The organism is Lentzea aerocolonigenes (assembly GCF_000974445.1).
Classification (GTDB): Bacteria; Actinomycetota; Actinomycetes; order Mycobacteriales; family Pseudonocardiaceae; genus Lentzea; species Lentzea aerocolonigenes.
Genome location: NZ_BBOJ01000010.1, coordinates 259,211 through 275,435 on the forward strand (window position 1 = coordinate 259,211; position 16,225 = coordinate 275,435).

Below are 16,225 nucleotides of genomic sequence, written 5' to 3' on the forward strand. Positions count from 1 at the left end.
GCCGGTGTCAGGCGGCGTCGAGTTCGATGTCGTCGTCAGTGCCGAATGACCCGAACTCGTCGCACTCGGGCGCGTAGGCCTGCTGGTCGGCGAAGCCGAGATCGACGAAGGACTGCTCGTCGTCGGCCTCGCCGATGGAGTCGGCGTCCGCGGCGTATATGGCGAGCTCGGCCGGCGCGCTTGTGGCCAAGTAGTTCTCGTTCGGCGAGGCCACGCTTTGAAAGGCGACCCGCTGGGTTCCCGCTGACAGCAAACCCTGGCCTCTTTCGGCTGAGAGCAGGAACTGTCGTTCCCCGGCGGACAGGTCGAAGGTGTGGGTGATCTCGTCGATGGCTTGGGACGCTTGCCGTAGCAGGATCTGGGTCGCCGCGTTCGCGACCACGGCCTTGCCGAGATCGTTGCCTAGTACGTCGGCGGTGTCCTGGGTCGCGACGGTCAGCCCGGCCCAGTGCTTGCGGGCGGCTTTGGCCATGCGGAACAGAAAGTCCGCCCCGGACGGGTCTTTCATCAGCAGCCACGCCTCGTCCACGACCACCAGGCGCGGCCGGCGAATCGCGGGATTCGACACCCGCCGCCACACCGCGTCCAGGGTGAGCAGCGTGCCGATGGCTTTCAGCTCGTCGGGCAGGTCCCGCAGGCTGAACACCACCAGATGCCCGTCGGGAGTGGTCGACGTCGGCCCGTCGAACAGCTGCTTGAACGCACCCTCCACAAAGGGATGCAGCCTCGCCGCGAGCTCGGCCGCGGCCCGGTCACCGGCCTGGCCCGCGGTCGCGAGCTGATCGCGCAAGGACCGCAGGGTGGGCGCGGGCCGGGTCCAGGTGCGGGCGTCGGCGGTGATCCCGGCCGACTGGTAGGTGGCGGCGATGCCCCGGTCCAGCGCGGCCCTCTCGGCGGCCTGCAACTCGCTGCCGACCAGCACGGCGATGACGGTGTGCAGGAACAGCGACCGGCGCACGAGCGCGTCTTTGGGTGCGGTGCGGTGTCCGTCTGGGCGGGTGTGGATGGGCAGGTCGAACGGGTTGAGCCGGACGCCCGCGGCACCGAGGTGGACATAGGTGCCGCCGACCGCGTGCGCGAGCCGGGCGTACTCGTCCTCGGGGTCGACGACCGCGACCTCGATCCCGCGATACAGGCTGCGCAGCAACTCCAGCTTGACCAGATAGGACTTGCCCGCACCGGAGCGGCCGAGGATGACCGAGTTGTGGTTGTGCATCCCCGCGCCGAACCGGTCCCAGTGCACCAACCCCTGCGACCCGAGGTTGTAGCCGTACAGCACCCCGGACGGCGCGGCCACTGAGGTCGGGTCGGCCGCGGGCAAGTCCGGGCTGGTGAACGGGAACGCCGCGGAGAGCGCGGAGGTGTCGAAGGTGCGGCGGATCCCGATCAGGTCCAGGCCCATCGGCAGGGTCGACACCCAGCCCTGCAACGCGCGGTAGGTGGTGTGCTTGGCGTCGAGCAGCAGGCTCGCCGCGAGCGAGCGCAGCGCGGCCACCTCATCGGCTAGCACCTGCTCGCTGGGCGCGTGGATCGTGAGGTACAGGCCGACACGGAACAACTTGCCCTCGCCACGCGCCACGCGAGAACTCAGGTCGTAGGCGTCCTCTGTGGCCGCTTCGACATGTGGGTCGTGCAGGCGGCCGTGCTCGGCGGTGTGCCGACGGCCCGACTCGAGCTTGGCGAGCTGCTTCTTCAACCGGGCCGCGGCGGTGGCCGGGTCGATCGGCTCGACGTGCAGAGCTACGTCCAACCGGCCGGGATAGGTCAACAGCGGTGTGAGCCAGCCGGGGTGGACCTCACGCGGGAACCCGGTCACCGCGAAGCTGGAGACCCACTCGGTGCCGACCTCCAGGTGCCGGGCGCCCACGGACAGGGCGTCCGGAGTAAACGCGTTGGCCCGCTGATTGGCGGCCCGGTGGTCGGAGCGGCGCTGGCCGCGCCGGGACCGTGGTCGGATGCTCATCGCCGCCGCCTCTCGGAGAAGTCGTCGTCTTCGTCCTCGTAGTCCCAGTCGTCGTCTTCGTGGTCTGGTTCGTGCTCGCTGATGTCGGCCGTGCCGCGGCCGATCTGCCAGGACGGGTGGTCGTCGACCAGGTCGGTGCCGCCGGTGGTGGTGATGATGACCTCGTCGGCGCCGGCGAGGTCCGCTGAGGGAGGCAGCAGGGTGTCGGGGTTGCATGCCGAGGCGAGCACGGCGGTGGCCTGCCCGGCGTCCAGCGGGGTGACCACGATCCCGGCGGGCGCGAGCAGCTCGATCGCCTCGTTCAGACGACGCACCAGCCGGGACTCCGCCGCACGCCGCGCCGCTGCGCTCGCCTGGGTGGCCTCGCCGCGTCCGCGGCGTGCGCCGCGGGCTAGCGAGGCCAGCACCGCGAGCGGTCCAGGGCCGCCGAGCCCGTCGGTCGGCGCGGCGGGACCGATCGGCTCGCGCAGGATCAGCAGCACCTGGCGGCGCAGCAGGTCGGTCTGCGCGCCGAGCTGCGCGAGGTAGTCGGCGTGCTCGAGCGCGGCGGCCTCCAGCGCCGGGTGGGGCAGCCCGCCCGCGCGTTCCCGCAGCTCGCCAATCTGGCTGGACAGGTCAAGCCGTTCGGTGCGCACCAGGACCTGCACCGGGGCAGTCAGGCTGTGCAGATAGCGGCCGAAGGAGGCGACCAGGGACTCCTGTTCGGACGGTGTCCGCAGCGCGAAGTTCACCGTCGAGGCGACCGCGACCACCGCCAGACCGTCGCCACCGAGGTCGACGACACCGGTGTCGGTGACCGCCTCGGCGGGCAACCGCAACGCCGACAGCGAAATCTGCTCCGATGCCACCAGCGTGTTCTTGGCGTGCTCGGCTGACCTGTTCTTGCCGGTGCCCGCAGTCCGGCTCGCGCTCGTCGCGACAGCCTGGGCGGTCAGCCACGGCGGCGCGGGCCGGACACCCTCGGGAGCGGCCACTTGGTGGCGTGGCCGCAGGCGTTGCCGGATCGCGGCGGCCAACAGCCGGTCCATCGACATCCCGTCCCGCTGGCCGAGCGCGATGACCGCCGCGCTCACCCCGACCGGGATGGCCACCGCGAGGAACACCGGCAACGGCACGAACCCGCGCGTGCCGGTCCAGCCGGCGTAGAGCACCAGACCGGTCACCGTGAGGATCGCGAGCTGACGGGCGGTCAACGGGCCGATCACCTTGTCGGCCATGTCGACGTCGGCGGGGATGCGCACTGTATTCACGGCGTACCTCCAGACGTGGGTGGTGGCGGCGAGGACCGCCGCGGCCGGGTCGGCAGGTCCAACGGAAGCCGCAGCTGCCGGCCTGCGGGCGAGGCCGCTCGCGGCGGTGGTGGTGGCGGCGGTGCGGGTGTTGCGGGCGGGACGCGGCGCACACCGTCCAGCGGCAGCGGGTACTGCCCGGAACGGGTCGGCCGGTTGCCCTTGTACGGGTCGAACGGCAGCTGCGGCTGTGTTCCGCGTGCCCGTGGCGCAGGAGGTGCCGGGGCCGGTGCCGGGCTCGGTGGACGTGGGGTGCGGCGCACGCCCTCAAGCGGCAGCGGGTACTGACCGGAGCGGTCCGGCCGATTACCCCGGTAGGGGTCGAACGGAAGCTCCAGCTGCTGCCCGCCACGACGCCGCCCAGCCGCGCGCGACGTGCCGGGCGGGACCGGAGGCGGTGGCGTCGGCTTGACTCGTTCGACATCCAGCGGCAACCGGTACTGGCCGTCGCGTCCGAGAACGGGCTTGTTCTCCGGCCAGTCACCGTCCAGCGGCAAGGTCAGCTGGCGGCCGTGCCCGCCACTCGGCTTCGGTACGGGCGCGGACTTGGGTGCGGCGGCTGGACGGCTGCGGCGAAGCCCCGTGAGCGGCAGCATGTACTGCCCGCTCGCGGTCGTGCGGGCATGGGCGTAGGGGTTCGCCGGTCCGCCACCGCCGGAGCTTGCGCCTCGGCCCCTACCGGATCCACCTCCAGCCGGGAGTGACCTGGTGCCACTACCGCCCCGGCCTCGCAGCAGGCCGAAGGTCTTGTACGCGACGAACGCGCGCACCAGCGAACCGAGCATCGAACGCCGGCCACCGCCGAGCTGGACGTGGTGCATGACCCAGCTCGGGATTTTCACCAGGATCCAGAGCAGGCCGCCGGTGGCGATCAGGTTGACCACGCCGTCCGGCGTCGGCCCGAAGAAGGTGAACCCTCCTTCGGAGAAGAACACGCGCAGCGCGGTGATGAGCGTGAGGGACTGGCCGATCTGGATGCCGAGCACTCCGAAGAACGCGCGCCACCACCACCAGGCGACCCCCTCGGTCTGTTCCGAGCCGTGACAGCTCAGCGCCAGTGGGGCTCCCGCGACCAGCACGGCGGTCAGCGCGACGCGCACGACGTAACTGCCACTCAGGGAGACCAGCAGTACGACCAGGCCGAGCGCGATCAGGATGCCGACGAACCCGGACGAGGTGATCGAGGTCAGCACTGTGTTGGTCAGCAACGCCGACAGCGTTTCCGCCGCGCCCTTGGGATCCACGCCCCCGCCGACGAGCGCGTACGACAGGGCGTTGGCGAACTCGATCGCCTTGGCCGCGAGGATCCAGGAGAGGTTCGCGGCGAGGAATCCGACCACGAGCCGTGGCGCGGCCTGGCGGATCGTGGTGCGGGCCTGCAGCGTCTCGTAGGCCATCACCACAATGCCCGACACCATGATCAGCAGCGCGTAGCTGGCGACCGCGATCCCGCGCGAGGACTCCCACAGCTCACCGATCCGCGGCAGCTGATCCAGCGTCGGCGTGGCCAGCAGCGTCTGAGCCACCAGCCGCAACAACGAGTTCAGCGCGGCGACAACAAGCGCCCAGAAGAAGCTGTTGATGCCGTCGGCCATGCACGCGCCGATGTCGGTGATGCCGCACTCCCCGCTGGGTGGACTGAGCGGCGTGACCGGCGGCGGGCTCGGCGTTGTCGTGCTCGGTGCCGTGGTGCCCGGTGTGGTCGTGACGGGAGCCGACGACGTGGTGCTCGGTGGCGTCTGAGGGTGTCCGCTTGGCGGCGGTGCGGGCGGGCACGGTGTCGGCGATGAAGCGCCGGGCTGCGGGCAGGGGGTGGGCGTGACTGGGCTCGGTTGTGCCACCGCCACCGCGGCACCGCCGCTCGCGACGGCGAGCAGCACGACCATGAGCAGCCACAGGGCGCGCCGTCGCAGTACGCCGTGCCGGCTGTCGGGAGGCTTGGTGAGGAGGGGGCGCGGCAGGCGCGGGCGAGGGCGCGCCGGGTCGTGACGGGCTTGCCGCATCGAGGTGATCGCAGACATCGCCTACGCCCCCACAATGCCTTTGAGCACGCTGACGACCAGCGGGGCGAGCGCGGCCAGGCTGTAGCCGATCGCGGCGGCTTTGAAGCAGTCTTTGGCCTTTTCGTGCTCGCCGGGGTCACCGCCGGCCATCACCCGGCGGACCCCGCCGATGGTGAGGAACACTGTCGCCAGCAGGGCGAGAATGCCCATGATCCAGGTGCGGATGTTGGTCAGGACCTGGTCGACGGACGCCACCTCGGCCAGCACCGTGACGCTCTGCGCGTGTGCGGTCCAGACGGGCACGACCAGCACTACAACCGCCGCACCGGCCAGCACCACGAGCGTGCGCCGCAGACAGGTCTGCCATCCCGCCGCCATCAAAGACGTCCGAGGTATGGCAGTTGCAGCGGTGCACGACGGTGAGGCGGGCACGCGCGTCTGGAGAGACTCGGCAACGGGTCCGCGTCGAGGGCACACCGCGCCACCGCGGTAGCGCGGTGTGCAGTGCATGAGGGAATGAGTCAGGCGCATTTCGGCACCTCCGGAGTCGGGTCCGTCGCCCGCTGGGTGATCCCGGTCGGGCGGTCGGGCGAGGTGGTCTGCGCGGGAGCGGCTGCGTCTGTCCCGCAGCCCTCGACTCCGGATTTCGGGGCGTTTTTCAACACGCGACCCCGAACTTTTTTCGATGACTTTCCACCGAGCTCGGTCACCGTGTGTGACTCATCGGGTGGAGGGGCGAAGGGACGCGTGGCTTCGCGGGCCGCGGCGGTGATCGTCGCCGCGTTCACCGCGCGGATCTCCACGTCGTGGTCGCGACGGTCGCTGGGGTCATCGAGTGGGGCCTGTCCGGACAGCCATGCGGCGAGCCGGCGCTCGGCGCGGCGGCGGACTTGTTCGATGGCCTTGTAGCTCACGCCCCAGTCCGCGGCGGCCTGCGTGAGCGTGTACTCCGATTCCAGCCGGGTGGCGCCGATCAGCTCGGCCTGCTCGCCGGTGATCGCCCCCTCGGCCACCGCGCGGGCGAGCACGAAGTCCGGGTGCCCCCATGGCGAGGTCGGCTCGCTGGAGTGGAAGTCCTCATCCGACGGCATCGGGCGTTCCAGCGCGTCCCGGATGAACAGGTGCCCCGCGCGCAGAGCAGCGCAGCGCAGCCGCCACATCACCCACGGCCTGGTGAGGTCGATCGTCGCCAGCTCCGACAGGAACCCGGTCAGGATCGCGGCGTGGATGTCGTGGTGGTCGTCGGCGAACGGCGCGCACAACTCGGCGGCGATGCCGAACAACGCGGGCAGCGCGACCCCGACGCAGCACACCGTCGCGGCATCGCCCTCATCGCGAGAACGGGTGACCAGATGCACCCAGACCGGGTCCACGGTCGACATCGGCAGCTGCGGGTCCAGGAGTAGATCCCGCAGCTCATTCAAGGGCACCCGCCGCCGCGGCAGACCAGGGAAACGCCAGCCCTCGACACAGGCCGGACTCGGCCCGGCGACCAGCCATTCAAACGCCGTCCGCGCGGCATCCAAGGGCAGGGAATCCCGCCCGAAAGGAACGCAATTCAAAACGCTACGCGAGACCATATCCAGACTCCTTGTGTGATCGGAGAACAACGACCACACAAGGAACTCAAATCAAGTCCACCAAAACGCCACCAGACCGCCACCAAAAGCCCACAACAACGCCACCGACGATCTTGAGTGATCATTTCAAGCCGCCACGAAGATCAGTCAGTTACACGTCGGCAGCCTCCATCAAGATCGTTCGATGACCACGGAAGACGTTCATTGAACTGCTGCGACGATGTTTTGGTGGCGTTTTGGTGGCGATCCAGTGGCGGAGCAATGCCGCCAAGAGGCAGTACGGGCCGACGTCTCGAACCCTGCGGCGAAACTTTGCCTAGGTTGATCTTGCGGCTTTTTTGGCAAGGCACTCTCCGGCTCTCCGCGCGGGTGTACTGCGCGAGCCCCCTTTGCTTGCAGCCTCACTGGCTATCGGGACAAAAATTTCCCGAAAAAGTCGGGTATGCAGTGTTGAAAAACGGGCCGTTTTTCGGAGTTGGGGGGTGTACGAGGGCGCCGCATCGCCAGGCGCACCCCCACGGCTCTTGTGAGGAATCCATGGCTCAGTCAGACAACACCGCTCGTCGTGCCCGTCGGCACGGACCGACGCGACGCGACGACTCCACCCGCCCGACGAACAGCCGCACCGCCACCACCGCCGAGGCCGAGCGCCGCCCCTATCCGACCGCCCCGTCCACCACCAGGATCAGCCCCGCGACACCCGGCGCGCCCAGCGCCCGTGCCCGGTCGCGCGGCTCGGCCCCGACGCCCGCCCCGGCGACGGTGTGGACGGCCGGCCCGGCGCCGATCGACCTCGACGCGACCTGGCCGGCACCGTTCATCGAGAAGATCGTCCACGCGTTCAGCAAGCCCGGCGGACAAGTCGCGCTCCTGCCCTGGCCGACCGCACTCCCGTCCCCCGATGACCGTCCGCGGCTCACGCCGATCTTCTCCGACGCGGTGCTCAGGCACGCCCCGAAGGCCGAGTCCGATGACGCGCTGGCCGACGCGCTCGCCTCCGTCGAGGAACTCGGCCGGAGCGGTCGCGTGGTGCGCGTCGCGGCAGATCCGAGCATCACCGGTCCGGGAACGCGACCGTTCTGGGCCGACCTCGTAGGTGACTCCGACCACGCGGCCGTGACCGACGCTGCACCCTCGCTCTCGGGCCTCAACTCCGAGCTCCCCGGCGGAGTCCAGGGCGGGGCTGCGGACACCGACTTGATCATCACGAGTCTGCGTCCCGAGCACGGCGGCGACCGGTTCAGCGATCTGGTGGCGCTGGTCGCGGCCCGGCTGCTGCGGGTCGGCGGCATCCTCGTCGTGCTCACTCACTGTGACTGGTCCGCTGGTGAGCTGATCGACCCGAGCGGCGCGGTCGTGGCCTCGGCGCAGAACGCCGACCTGCTCTACCTGCAGCACGTCGTGGCCCTGCACGCACCGGTGCGCGACGGCCGGTTCGCCGACGACCCGCTCACCGATCCCGATGGCCCGGCAGCCGAGAACGAGGCTCGCACCCGTCACCGCGCGGTCGTGCGCGGGCTGCCCGAACCCCATCAGCGCATCCACTCCGACGTCCTGGTTTTCGCTCAGCCGCACGACCACGAACCGGCTCGCCTGAGCCCCGGCGACGCTGCGCGCCAGAACGGAGTCATCCGATGACCAGCGTGCCGCACCCGAACCCCGCCCAGCCCACACACCACCGTCCAGAAGGCACGCCCGTGGCAGACGACAGCGCCCCGCACACCCTGTCCGACACCCCGACATCGACCCGCACCGGCAACCCGGCGGACGGCTTGGTGCGGGAGCCCGCGGTGTCGGTGTGGACGACCGCGCAGACCTCTCCGGCCGCCCAGCGCAAGGGCCGCTATGTGCCTGAGTCGACCGCGCATCCGGCCAAGATGCTCCCGGCTGTCGCCGCGCACGCCATCGCCCACTACACCCAGCCGGGCGATCTGGTGCTCGACCCGATGTGCGGCATCGGCACCACGCTCGTCGAAGCCGTGCACGCCGGACGCCGCGCCGCTGGCATCGAGTATGAACCGCACTGGGTCGACGTCGCCCGCGCCAACCTCGTCCTCGCTCACCAGGCCGGGGTGGCGCATGAGGGCCGGGTGTTCCACGGCGACGCCCGCCAGATCGGCACGCTTCTGCCTCCGGAGTACCTCGGGCAGGCCGCGCTCGTCGTCACGTCCCCGCCGTACGGACCGTCCACCCACGGACAGGTCGCGGTCGCACCGGGCAAAGGCATCCAGAAGTACCACCACCTCTACGGCAACACCCTCGACCGCGGCAACCTCGCCAACATCGGCCACCACCGGCTGCTGTCCGGCTTCACCCGCATCCTCGCCGGACTCGTCCCATACCTGCGACCCGGCGGGCACATCGCCATCACCATCCGGCCCTGGCGCGAACACGCCGAACTCATCGACCTGCCCTCACAGATCCTCGCCTGCGGACTGCACGCCGGCCTGATCCCGGTCGAGCGATGCGTCGCACTGCTCGCACGCGCTGCTGAACACGACCTCGTCGCGAGGGGCTCGTTCTTCCAACGCGACTTCATCCGCAAACAACGCGAAGCCGGACTGCCGCTCCACCTCATCGCGCACGAGGACGTTCTCCTGCTTCGCACCCCGCTCTTTTCCCAGAGTTCGCGCGAACTCAGGTGTTCTCAGCGCGAACCCGGTGCTCCGGTGCGGTCAGTGTGCCATGTGGACACCCGAGTTGCGCGGGAAGCCGGGGCGGTGGCTTCGTGAGGGTGTTCCAACAGCAGTCGCGCGTTGGTGGCGTAGCGGATCGCGGTTGTCTCGGCGATGCCGAACACCTCGGCGAGATGCAGCGGATCGAAGCCGACGGCCAGTGCCTCCTCGAGCTGCCGGTCGATCCGCAGGCGCTCCACAGTGGCCGTAAGCCCACGCAGGTTCAGCAGGAACGCCGCGCTGACAGGGCCGTGCCGCAACGCGCTTTCCTTACTGAGCAACAGATGCAGGTTCGCGGTGTGCGGCCAGCGGAGTGCGCGGTAGGCCAGCCACTCGCGCAGCACCTGGTAGGTCAGCTCGTCCAGCGGCCGCTCGTGACCGGCGATCGTCAGACGTCGACTGGCGAGGTCGACGTCGGTGGTCTGCATGGCGCGGATCTCGCCCGGCCGCGCGGCGTGGATCGCGGCCAGCGTCACGAACACGCGTGCGTCCGGTGCGCTCGTGGCGGCAACGGCGGCGGTGATGTCGGCCGGGTCAAGAGGCTGCCACACGGGGTGATCCCGCTTGCCCAGTTTGAGTCCGGTGGCGGGATTGCGGAAAATGACGCCGCCACGGCGGGCCCAGCCGAACAGCGACCGCAGCGCGGTCACCGTGCTGCGGCGAGCCTCGCCGCGCACTGTGTCGAGCACGGCCAGCACGTCATCTCGGGTGACCTCCCGCAGATGGTCGTAACGGGTCGACCACTCCAGCAGCGAGGGCCGCAACAGCCGCAGGTAGGAACGAGCAGTGTCCGGCGCACGGGGCTTGCTGCGGGGACCGCCGACGTGCAGTTGCCGCGCCCACCGGCCGGTGTCGTGCCCGATCGCAGGGGCAAGGCCGTCGAGTTTGACGTCCAGCCAGTTCTCGAAGGTCGAGGTCTGGTCCTCAGCCACGATCTGCATGGTGCGCAGGATCTCCAGCGCGTACTCGGTGTTCGCGCTGTAGCGCGACGCGACCGCACACACGTCGGTGGCGCGGATCAACTCGCCATGACTGTGCTGGGCCAGCAGCCTGACCAGTGTGCGTTGCATCCCGCGTCGCACTGTGGGTTGCCAGCCGCGCACCTCGGCCAGCCGGTCGGCCAGGTGCAGCGCCCAGGCCAGCCATGGGTTGTCCGGCGCCGGATGGCGGCGCAGATCGAACTGCACCACCAGGTAGTCGCGGCCGAGCGGCTCGTCGAACAACACCAGCTGGGTCCAGCGGATGCCTGGGCGCACCGCGACAGCAGGCGACGGCTTGGGCGGGCGCCCCTTCACCCCATGCCGACGGGGCGTGCTGCGCGGCAGACCGCGGCGCTTGGTCATGCCGGCCAGGAAGAGTTGGTGGCATCGAACGTTCGGCAGGTAGGGCGCCAGCACGACCTGCGACCGTGCGTTCTCGGCGATCGCAGCACGGTCTTCGCGGGCCTGGCACCAGCACAACCGGCAGTAGCCGGACTTCAACGGCACGCGGCGCCGGCAGGCGCCACAGTCGCCGAGTTGGTGCCCGAACCGCGGGGCGGAGAAGTTGTAGCAGGCAAGGCACACGCCACGGGCGTGGGTCAGGCCCCACGCCAAGCACTCCGCACAGTTGCTCACCGTCCGGGGAATCTTCGGTCCGGTCCCGTCACGAGCCACCATCGTTCAGGCCGGCGGCATCGATCGGCCGCCACGTCGGCGTGGCACCACCCGCATCGGGCGAGGTGCCGAGGCCACCGCCGCATCCTGCTGGCCGGTGTTCTCCGGCAGAGCGACCTTGTCCGGTTCCGGGACGAGCAGCTCACCGATCGGGCAGCCCAGCACCGCGCAGATGACATCGAGGTCGTCCAGCTTGAGCGAGACCGGCTGCCCGGACCACAGATAGGACATCTTGCCCGCGGAGATCACCAGCCCGCGCTCGGCGAGCAGGCGTTGCAACTCGGAGGCCTTCCAGATGCCCCGGTTCGCCGCGGCCAGCCGCATGTTCCACCGCACTCAGACCAGCCCCTGCAAACGGCCCGCCGCTCGCGCCTGACCCGCCAGCCAGGCCTGCTCGGCATGTTCGCGGTGCACGTGCACGTAGCGCATCGTGGTCGCGATCCACGCATGCCCGAGCGTCTCCTGGATCGCGACCAGGTCCATTCCGTTCAGGTACAGCTGCGACGCGCAAAAGTGCCGCAGCACATGCGGAGTGAGCCGGCCGTTCCAGTCCGGCAGGTGCGCCCGCGTCGCCGCCGCCAGCGCACCGCGCAAGGTGTTCTTGCCCAACCGGCGTCCTGCCGCACCCTTGCGGCGCTCGGAGGGAAACAACGGCGCCCCCGGCCGGGTGTGGTCGTCGTCGAACTGGCCCCACACGTCCTCGACGTACCACTGCAGGGTCCGGTCGGCTCCGTTGATCAGCGGCACCACACGTTCGCGCGGGCCCGAACCACGTGCTCCCTTTCCGTACCGCACATGGAGCTTGCCGAAGCGGCCCAGCTCCCACTTGATATCGGCCAGGTCCAGGTTGCGCACCTCGTTGGCGCGCAACCCGATCTCGGCCATCAGCCGGGCCGCCGCGTAGTTGCGCGCGGTCGGCGCGAACTTGCGGCACGCCACCAGCTCTTCAGCCCAGCCAGCGAACAGCCGTTCCACCTCCGCGACCACAGGCGGGATGCGCAGCCGCGCGTCCTTGCCGCCCCGTGGCCGGTTCATCTCGTCGATCGGGCACGTCACCACGCGACCGGTCAGCGCGTGCAACTCGGCCTGATGGCGCAGCTCCAGGAACGCGAAGTACGTCGTCAACGCCGAGGTCCGCGCGTGACGCGTACCGCTGGCCGCACGCCGCAGCACCTGCCCGAAGTAGCTATCGGCGTCAGGCGGTTCCATCTCCCACAACGGGCGGCCGAACCACTCGCGGATCTGCTCCAGGTTGCTGATCTCGCCGCGGATCGTGCCGTCCGACAGCCCCGCCGACGCACGGGCGAGGACGAACTCGGCAAGCAGGTCGGTCTCGAAATCCGCCAGCTCCTCCGCGCTCGCGGGTCGCCGCGCCTCACGTAGGTCCCGCACGACCGACAGCGCCAACTCGCACCCCTCGTGTTCATCACGACCGAGATCACTTCAACATCACGGAGATCGGTTCATGAATCCTGAAGTTGAGTCAATACGAGCCAAGATCACCCAAACGAGCACAGACGGCCAGCTCCAAACCACAATGGACAGTTTGGGAGGCAGCCAAGACCGGCGGAACTCAGGTGATGTCGGACTTCGCCCGACCACGACGGCTCGACCGAACTCTGAAGTACGCAGGCGTCCGGCTCCTGCCTACCTGCCCCGGATCGCCCGATCCGACGCCGGAGGCGACGAAGGATCCGGGCGGGCGGCATGAAGACACGGCCACGCAGTGCCCGGTCAGAACCAGAGCACGAGCCGAACTACGCCGACATCCTCAGCATCGCGACTGCGGAGACGGGGTCAGTCGCCGAGCGTCCTGAGCTGGCCGTGGGATCTCTGTGCACTGGTTATGGCGGACTGGACCTCGGGGTCCTCGCCGCACTCGGCAGTGGCCGCATCGCTTGGTGCGCCGACCCCGACCCGCACATCGCCCAAATCCTCGCCGCACGGATGCCGGGCGTGTCCAACCTCGGCGATATCCGCGCCGTCGACTGGACGACCGTGGAACCAGTCGACGTCCTCACTGCGGGCTGGCCGTGTCAGGACATCTCCGCCGCCGGACGGCGAGCGGGCATCGAGAAAGGCACACGCAGTGGACTGTGGACCAACGTCATGGATTGCGTTCGGGTACTACGACCAGCGTTGCTGGTGCTGGAGAATGTCGCCGCGCTTCGCTGGCGCAACGGAGGACTCCACCGTGTACTCGGCGACCTGGCCGAAGCGGGGTATGACGCGCTCTGGCGTAGCGTTCGCGCGGCCGACGTCGGCGCCCCACACCGACGCGAACGCGTGTTCCTGCTCGCCTGGCCTCGCACTGGCACCGCGACGCATGCTGCCGACGCCGCAAGCACGCGACGGCGACAACCGCGGGGCAGCCGACCCGGTGCGCCGTCGGCAGCTCGGTCATCAGGTCAGCTTGCACGACGCGGTGAACAGCGTCATCAAGCTGCTGCCCACGCCGACGGCGTCGGATGCGAAGGCCTCTACTCACGTGAACCAGAAGGGCGGCCCGTCGCTGTGCGACGAGTGCCGGGCGCTCCAGAACGCGACGTCCCACAACACATCAGCGGACCAGTTGATGTATCTGCCGACGCCTCGCGCGACCGATGGGACGAAGGGGTGCCCAGCACAACGTGGGTCCAAAGGCGACTTGATGCTGCCCTCGGCGATCATCCGCTTGCTGTCACAGGGCAAGACGGAGAACGCCGCGTAGATGCGAGTGTCGATTGGGGCGACTACACCCCGGCGGTGCGCCGATGGGAACAGCTGCTCGACAGACCGGCGCCCGACCCCACGCAACCTGGGCGGCACGGCCGCCCCGTACTCGCTCCGGCCTTCGTCGAACACCTCATGGGCCTACCGCCGGGGTGGGTCTCCGCGGTCCAACTCCCCCGCACAGCTCAACTCCGCGCTCTGGGAAACGGCGTGGTCCCTCAGCAAGCAACCCTCGCGATCTCGCTACTGCTCAACGACCTCACCGAGCTACTTGGCTTTGAGTTCGCGATCGAGCACGCCGGAGTGGCGGCTGCGTGACCCCGAAGCGAATCGCGTCGTGCTCACGCACCACAAACACCTGCCAGTTGCCTAACGTGGTCGCAGTACGTGCCGCCGGAGAGTGGCTCGGTGACGACACCATCGGCGAGCTTGATGGTGGCCGTCTGCCCCACTTTCGGCGCCGGGTCGGACCTGCTCCAGTCGTGCAGCTGTACCGAGGTGACGGTGATGGTCGCCGTTGCCGCGCCTGGACCCCCTTGTGGATTGGACAATGTGAACGTCAGGTCGATGACCGGGTGACAGCAACCGCTACCGACATGTTCGGCAGCCCGTCCGTCCGCCGTGATGGTCAAGGACCGCGTATGCCCAATCCAATCGCCCGCGAAGATGGCAAAGCTCGCGGCAGGCTTCGCCCGGACGACCTCGATGCGGTAGATGCTGTTGCCGTTGAACTGGTCGACGATCGCGTTCCACTGGCTGTTGAAGAACGCGACGATCGGGCCCGCAACCATGACGGGAGCCAGCAACAGTCCCTTGTAGCCGAACGCGTCCATGATCTGCTTCGCGTCGAGGCAGCCCGAGATCATCGCTCCGCTGCCCTTGCCAAGGCTGGCAAGACACGACGGACTTTGGAGCATCTTGTTGAAGATGTCGATGGCCTTGACGCCGGAGCCAGCCCCGAAGCGGGTGAGGATCTGCAAAAGCGCTATGACACCCGTTTGCAGGGCGTAGAGCGACTGACCGATCACGTCGGCCTCGGTCGTAATGCGAGCGCTGGTGCCGGGTGACAGGTCGGCGTTGAAGACGACCGTTCCGCTCGGCGCGATGACCGCCTTGTCTCCGGCGATCACGCGGCTCAGCGAGGACAGCTGCCCCCAGTCGATGGCGTTGTCGATGACGTCCATGCCGCGGTGGGAGGCGAGCAGCGGGTAGCGGCGGTTGTTCGTCACCTTGAGGACCCGATGGCCAGCGTTGTCTGCGCCGAGGCACCAGAACAAGGTGTCTTTTGAGTCGGAGGTGATGGAGTAACCGTCACCTCGCGCGGGCTGTTCGTTGTCACACGTCGGCTTGTCGGCGGTCTGGGTCAAGCCGCCGGTCAAGCCGTCGATGAAGTCGCGCTTGAACGCGTCGATCGCCTTGCCCAGGTCGAACCCGAGCAAGCCGAACTCGCTGAAGTGGTCGGTGGTGAACGAGACCGAGGCACGGTCCTGGGCGACGGTCACCGGCAGGTACTCCCACTCGTCGGCGCTCGTCGGTCTCCTCGCCACGACGACAACGTCGCCCTCCGGGACCGGGTTCTGCAGGCGGATCGTGGCGGTCGCCGGCGACGGCAACGGGCCCGGCGGGCTCAGCTCGTAAAGGTTCGAGAGGAAGTGCACCTCCGGCGTCGGCGCGGTGGCAACGCCCAGATCTCGCGTCGTGACCTCGACACCAGGAGCAACGACCTCGATCACAGGTTCCGGAGCAGGCGGAGGTGCCTCCGTACAGCCGCTCAACACGAGCAGCACGCACACCGCGATCGCCATGCGGCGCCGGACGTAAACGGTTCCCACCACGGCATCCCTCCGCTCAGCGACTGCGGTCTCTGGATATGGCCGCCAACCACGAACCTGTTACAGGTGTCCCCGCGACACGGAATTCCGGATTTCCTAGACGAAGGCTGACCTCACGGACAACCGAGGACCACACCATGACCACCGACGCACAGCGCCCACGCACTCCTGGCCGGCTTCGACTTTCCCGCGCACCCGCCGTTCAACCTTCCGAACCGCGCGAACCGTCTGCGGCGCACGACGCTGATAGCGAGCTACTGCCATTGCCTGACAACGACGCAAGCGCACACCAACCGTTGCTCTTCACCGTCGACCAGGCCGCGCAACTGCTTCAGGTCCGTGCGTCGTGGTTGCGCCGACGAGCCACGGCACGCGCGATCCCCTGCAGGTTCCTGGGAAAGCACCTTCGCTTCGCCCGCGAGGACATCGACCAGATAGCCGAGGAAAGCAAGCAAGACGTGCGCACCGGCCCGCGAACTACCCGATCCGGCAAGCCTTCGCAGGCGGCTTGATCCT

14 protein-coding genes are annotated in these 16,225 nt (G+C 69.1%); 5 read left to right on the forward strand and 9 right to left on the reverse strand.

Annotation, left to right across the window (positions count from 1 at the left end; all coding sequences use genetic code 11):
* Positions 1-7: 7 nt before the first annotated feature.
* The 3 genes from AOM45_RS20805 to AOM45_RS52945 are packed head-to-tail and all read right to left on the reverse strand — an operon-like array spanning position 8 to position 4,847.
* Entirely contained in the window at positions 8-1,963 is a 1,956-nt protein-coding gene (locus AOM45_RS20805) for a VirB4 family type IV secretion system protein (protein WP_030469096.1), read from the reverse strand.
* A complete protein-coding gene (locus AOM45_RS20810) occupies positions 1,960-3,204 on the reverse strand; it encodes a PrgI family protein (protein WP_030469095.1) in 1,245 nt (414 codons plus the stop codon). The genes AOM45_RS20805 and AOM45_RS20810 overlap by 4 nt, the downstream gene beginning before the upstream one ends.
* Positions 3,205-3,209: 5 nt before the next feature.
* Positions 3,210-4,847 carry a TrbL/VirB6 family protein gene (locus AOM45_RS52945; protein ID WP_156093958.1) on the reverse strand — a complete coding sequence of 546 codons (1,638 nt, stop codon included), beginning with the start codon at positions 4,845-4,847 and terminating at the stop codon, positions 3,210-3,212.
* Here AOM45_RS52945 and AOM45_RS51015 point away from each other — a divergent pair.
* Complete coding sequence (locus AOM45_RS51015) at positions 4,834-4,995, forward strand: hypothetical protein (protein WP_156093957.1); 162 nt, start codon at positions 4,834-4,836, stop codon at positions 4,993-4,995. The genes AOM45_RS52945 and AOM45_RS51015 overlap by 14 nt on opposite strands.
* 281 nt (positions 4,996-5,276) lie before the next feature.
* Here AOM45_RS51015 and AOM45_RS20820 read toward each other — a convergent pair whose 3' ends face one another.
* The gene (locus tag AOM45_RS20820; protein ID WP_051783891.1) at positions 5,277-5,633 is read right to left on the reverse strand and encodes a pilin; all 357 of its coding nucleotides are present in this window, start codon (positions 5,631-5,633) and stop codon (positions 5,277-5,279) included.
* A gap of 143 nt (positions 5,634-5,776) precedes the next feature.
* Positions 5,777-6,835 carry a hypothetical protein gene (locus AOM45_RS20825; protein WP_030469092.1) on the reverse strand — a complete coding sequence of 353 codons (1,059 nt, stop codon included), beginning with the start codon at positions 6,833-6,835 and terminating at the stop codon, positions 5,777-5,779.
* 537 nt (positions 6,836-7,372) lie between these two features.
* Between AOM45_RS20825 and AOM45_RS20830 the strand changes: the two genes are divergently transcribed.
* Entirely contained in the window at positions 7,373-8,473 is a 1,101-nt protein-coding gene (locus tag AOM45_RS20830; protein WP_030469091.1) for a hypothetical protein, read from the forward strand.
* Positions 8,470-9,567 carry a TRM11 family SAM-dependent methyltransferase gene (locus AOM45_RS20835; RefSeq protein ID WP_030469090.1) on the forward strand — a complete coding sequence of 366 codons (1,098 nt, stop codon included), beginning with the start codon at positions 8,470-8,472 and terminating at the stop codon, positions 9,565-9,567. The genes AOM45_RS20830 and AOM45_RS20835 overlap by 4 nt, the downstream gene beginning before the upstream one ends.
* On the opposite strand, the gene AOM45_RS20840 is transcribed toward AOM45_RS20835, so the two are convergent.
* The 3 genes from AOM45_RS20840 to AOM45_RS20850 are packed head-to-tail and all read right to left on the reverse strand — an operon-like array spanning position 9,483 to position 12,572.
* Positions 9,483-11,126, reverse strand: coding sequence for a site-specific integrase (locus AOM45_RS20840; RefSeq protein ID WP_174517920.1), 1,644 nt, complete (start codon positions 11,124-11,126; stop codon positions 9,483-9,485). The genes AOM45_RS20835 and AOM45_RS20840 overlap by 85 nt on opposite strands.
* Before the next feature lie 45 nt (positions 11,127-11,171).
* Positions 11,172-11,501 carry a helix-turn-helix domain-containing protein gene (locus AOM45_RS20845; protein ID WP_030469088.1) on the reverse strand — a complete coding sequence of 110 codons (330 nt, stop codon included), beginning with the start codon at positions 11,499-11,501 and terminating at the stop codon, positions 11,172-11,174.
* Positions 11,502-12,572 carry a tyrosine-type recombinase/integrase gene (locus AOM45_RS20850; protein ID WP_030469087.1) on the reverse strand — a complete coding sequence of 357 codons (1,071 nt, stop codon included), beginning with the start codon at positions 12,570-12,572 and terminating at the stop codon, positions 11,502-11,504.
* Between the two features lie 300 nt (positions 12,573-12,872).
* Here AOM45_RS20850 and AOM45_RS20855 point away from each other — a divergent pair, with 300 nt between their 5' ends.
* Entirely contained in the window at positions 12,873-14,195 is a 1,323-nt protein-coding gene (locus tag AOM45_RS20855; protein ID WP_156093956.1) for a DNA cytosine methyltransferase, read from the forward strand.
* 23 nt (positions 14,196-14,218) lie between these two features.
* Here the strand turns inward: AOM45_RS20855 and AOM45_RS20860 are convergent, their stop codons facing one another.
* Positions 14,219-15,424: a hypothetical protein gene (locus AOM45_RS20860; protein ID WP_156093955.1), complete on the reverse strand. Its 1,206-nt coding sequence runs from the start codon at positions 15,422-15,424 to the stop codon at positions 14,219-14,221.
* 422 nt (positions 15,425-15,846) lie between these two features.
* On the opposite strand from AOM45_RS20860, the gene AOM45_RS49685 reads away from it, so the two are divergent.
* Positions 15,847-16,221, forward strand: a complete 375-nt coding sequence (locus tag AOM45_RS49685; protein WP_081902270.1) for a helix-turn-helix domain-containing protein — start codon at positions 15,847-15,849, stop codon at positions 16,219-16,221.
* Positions 16,222-16,225: the final 4 nt, after the last annotated feature.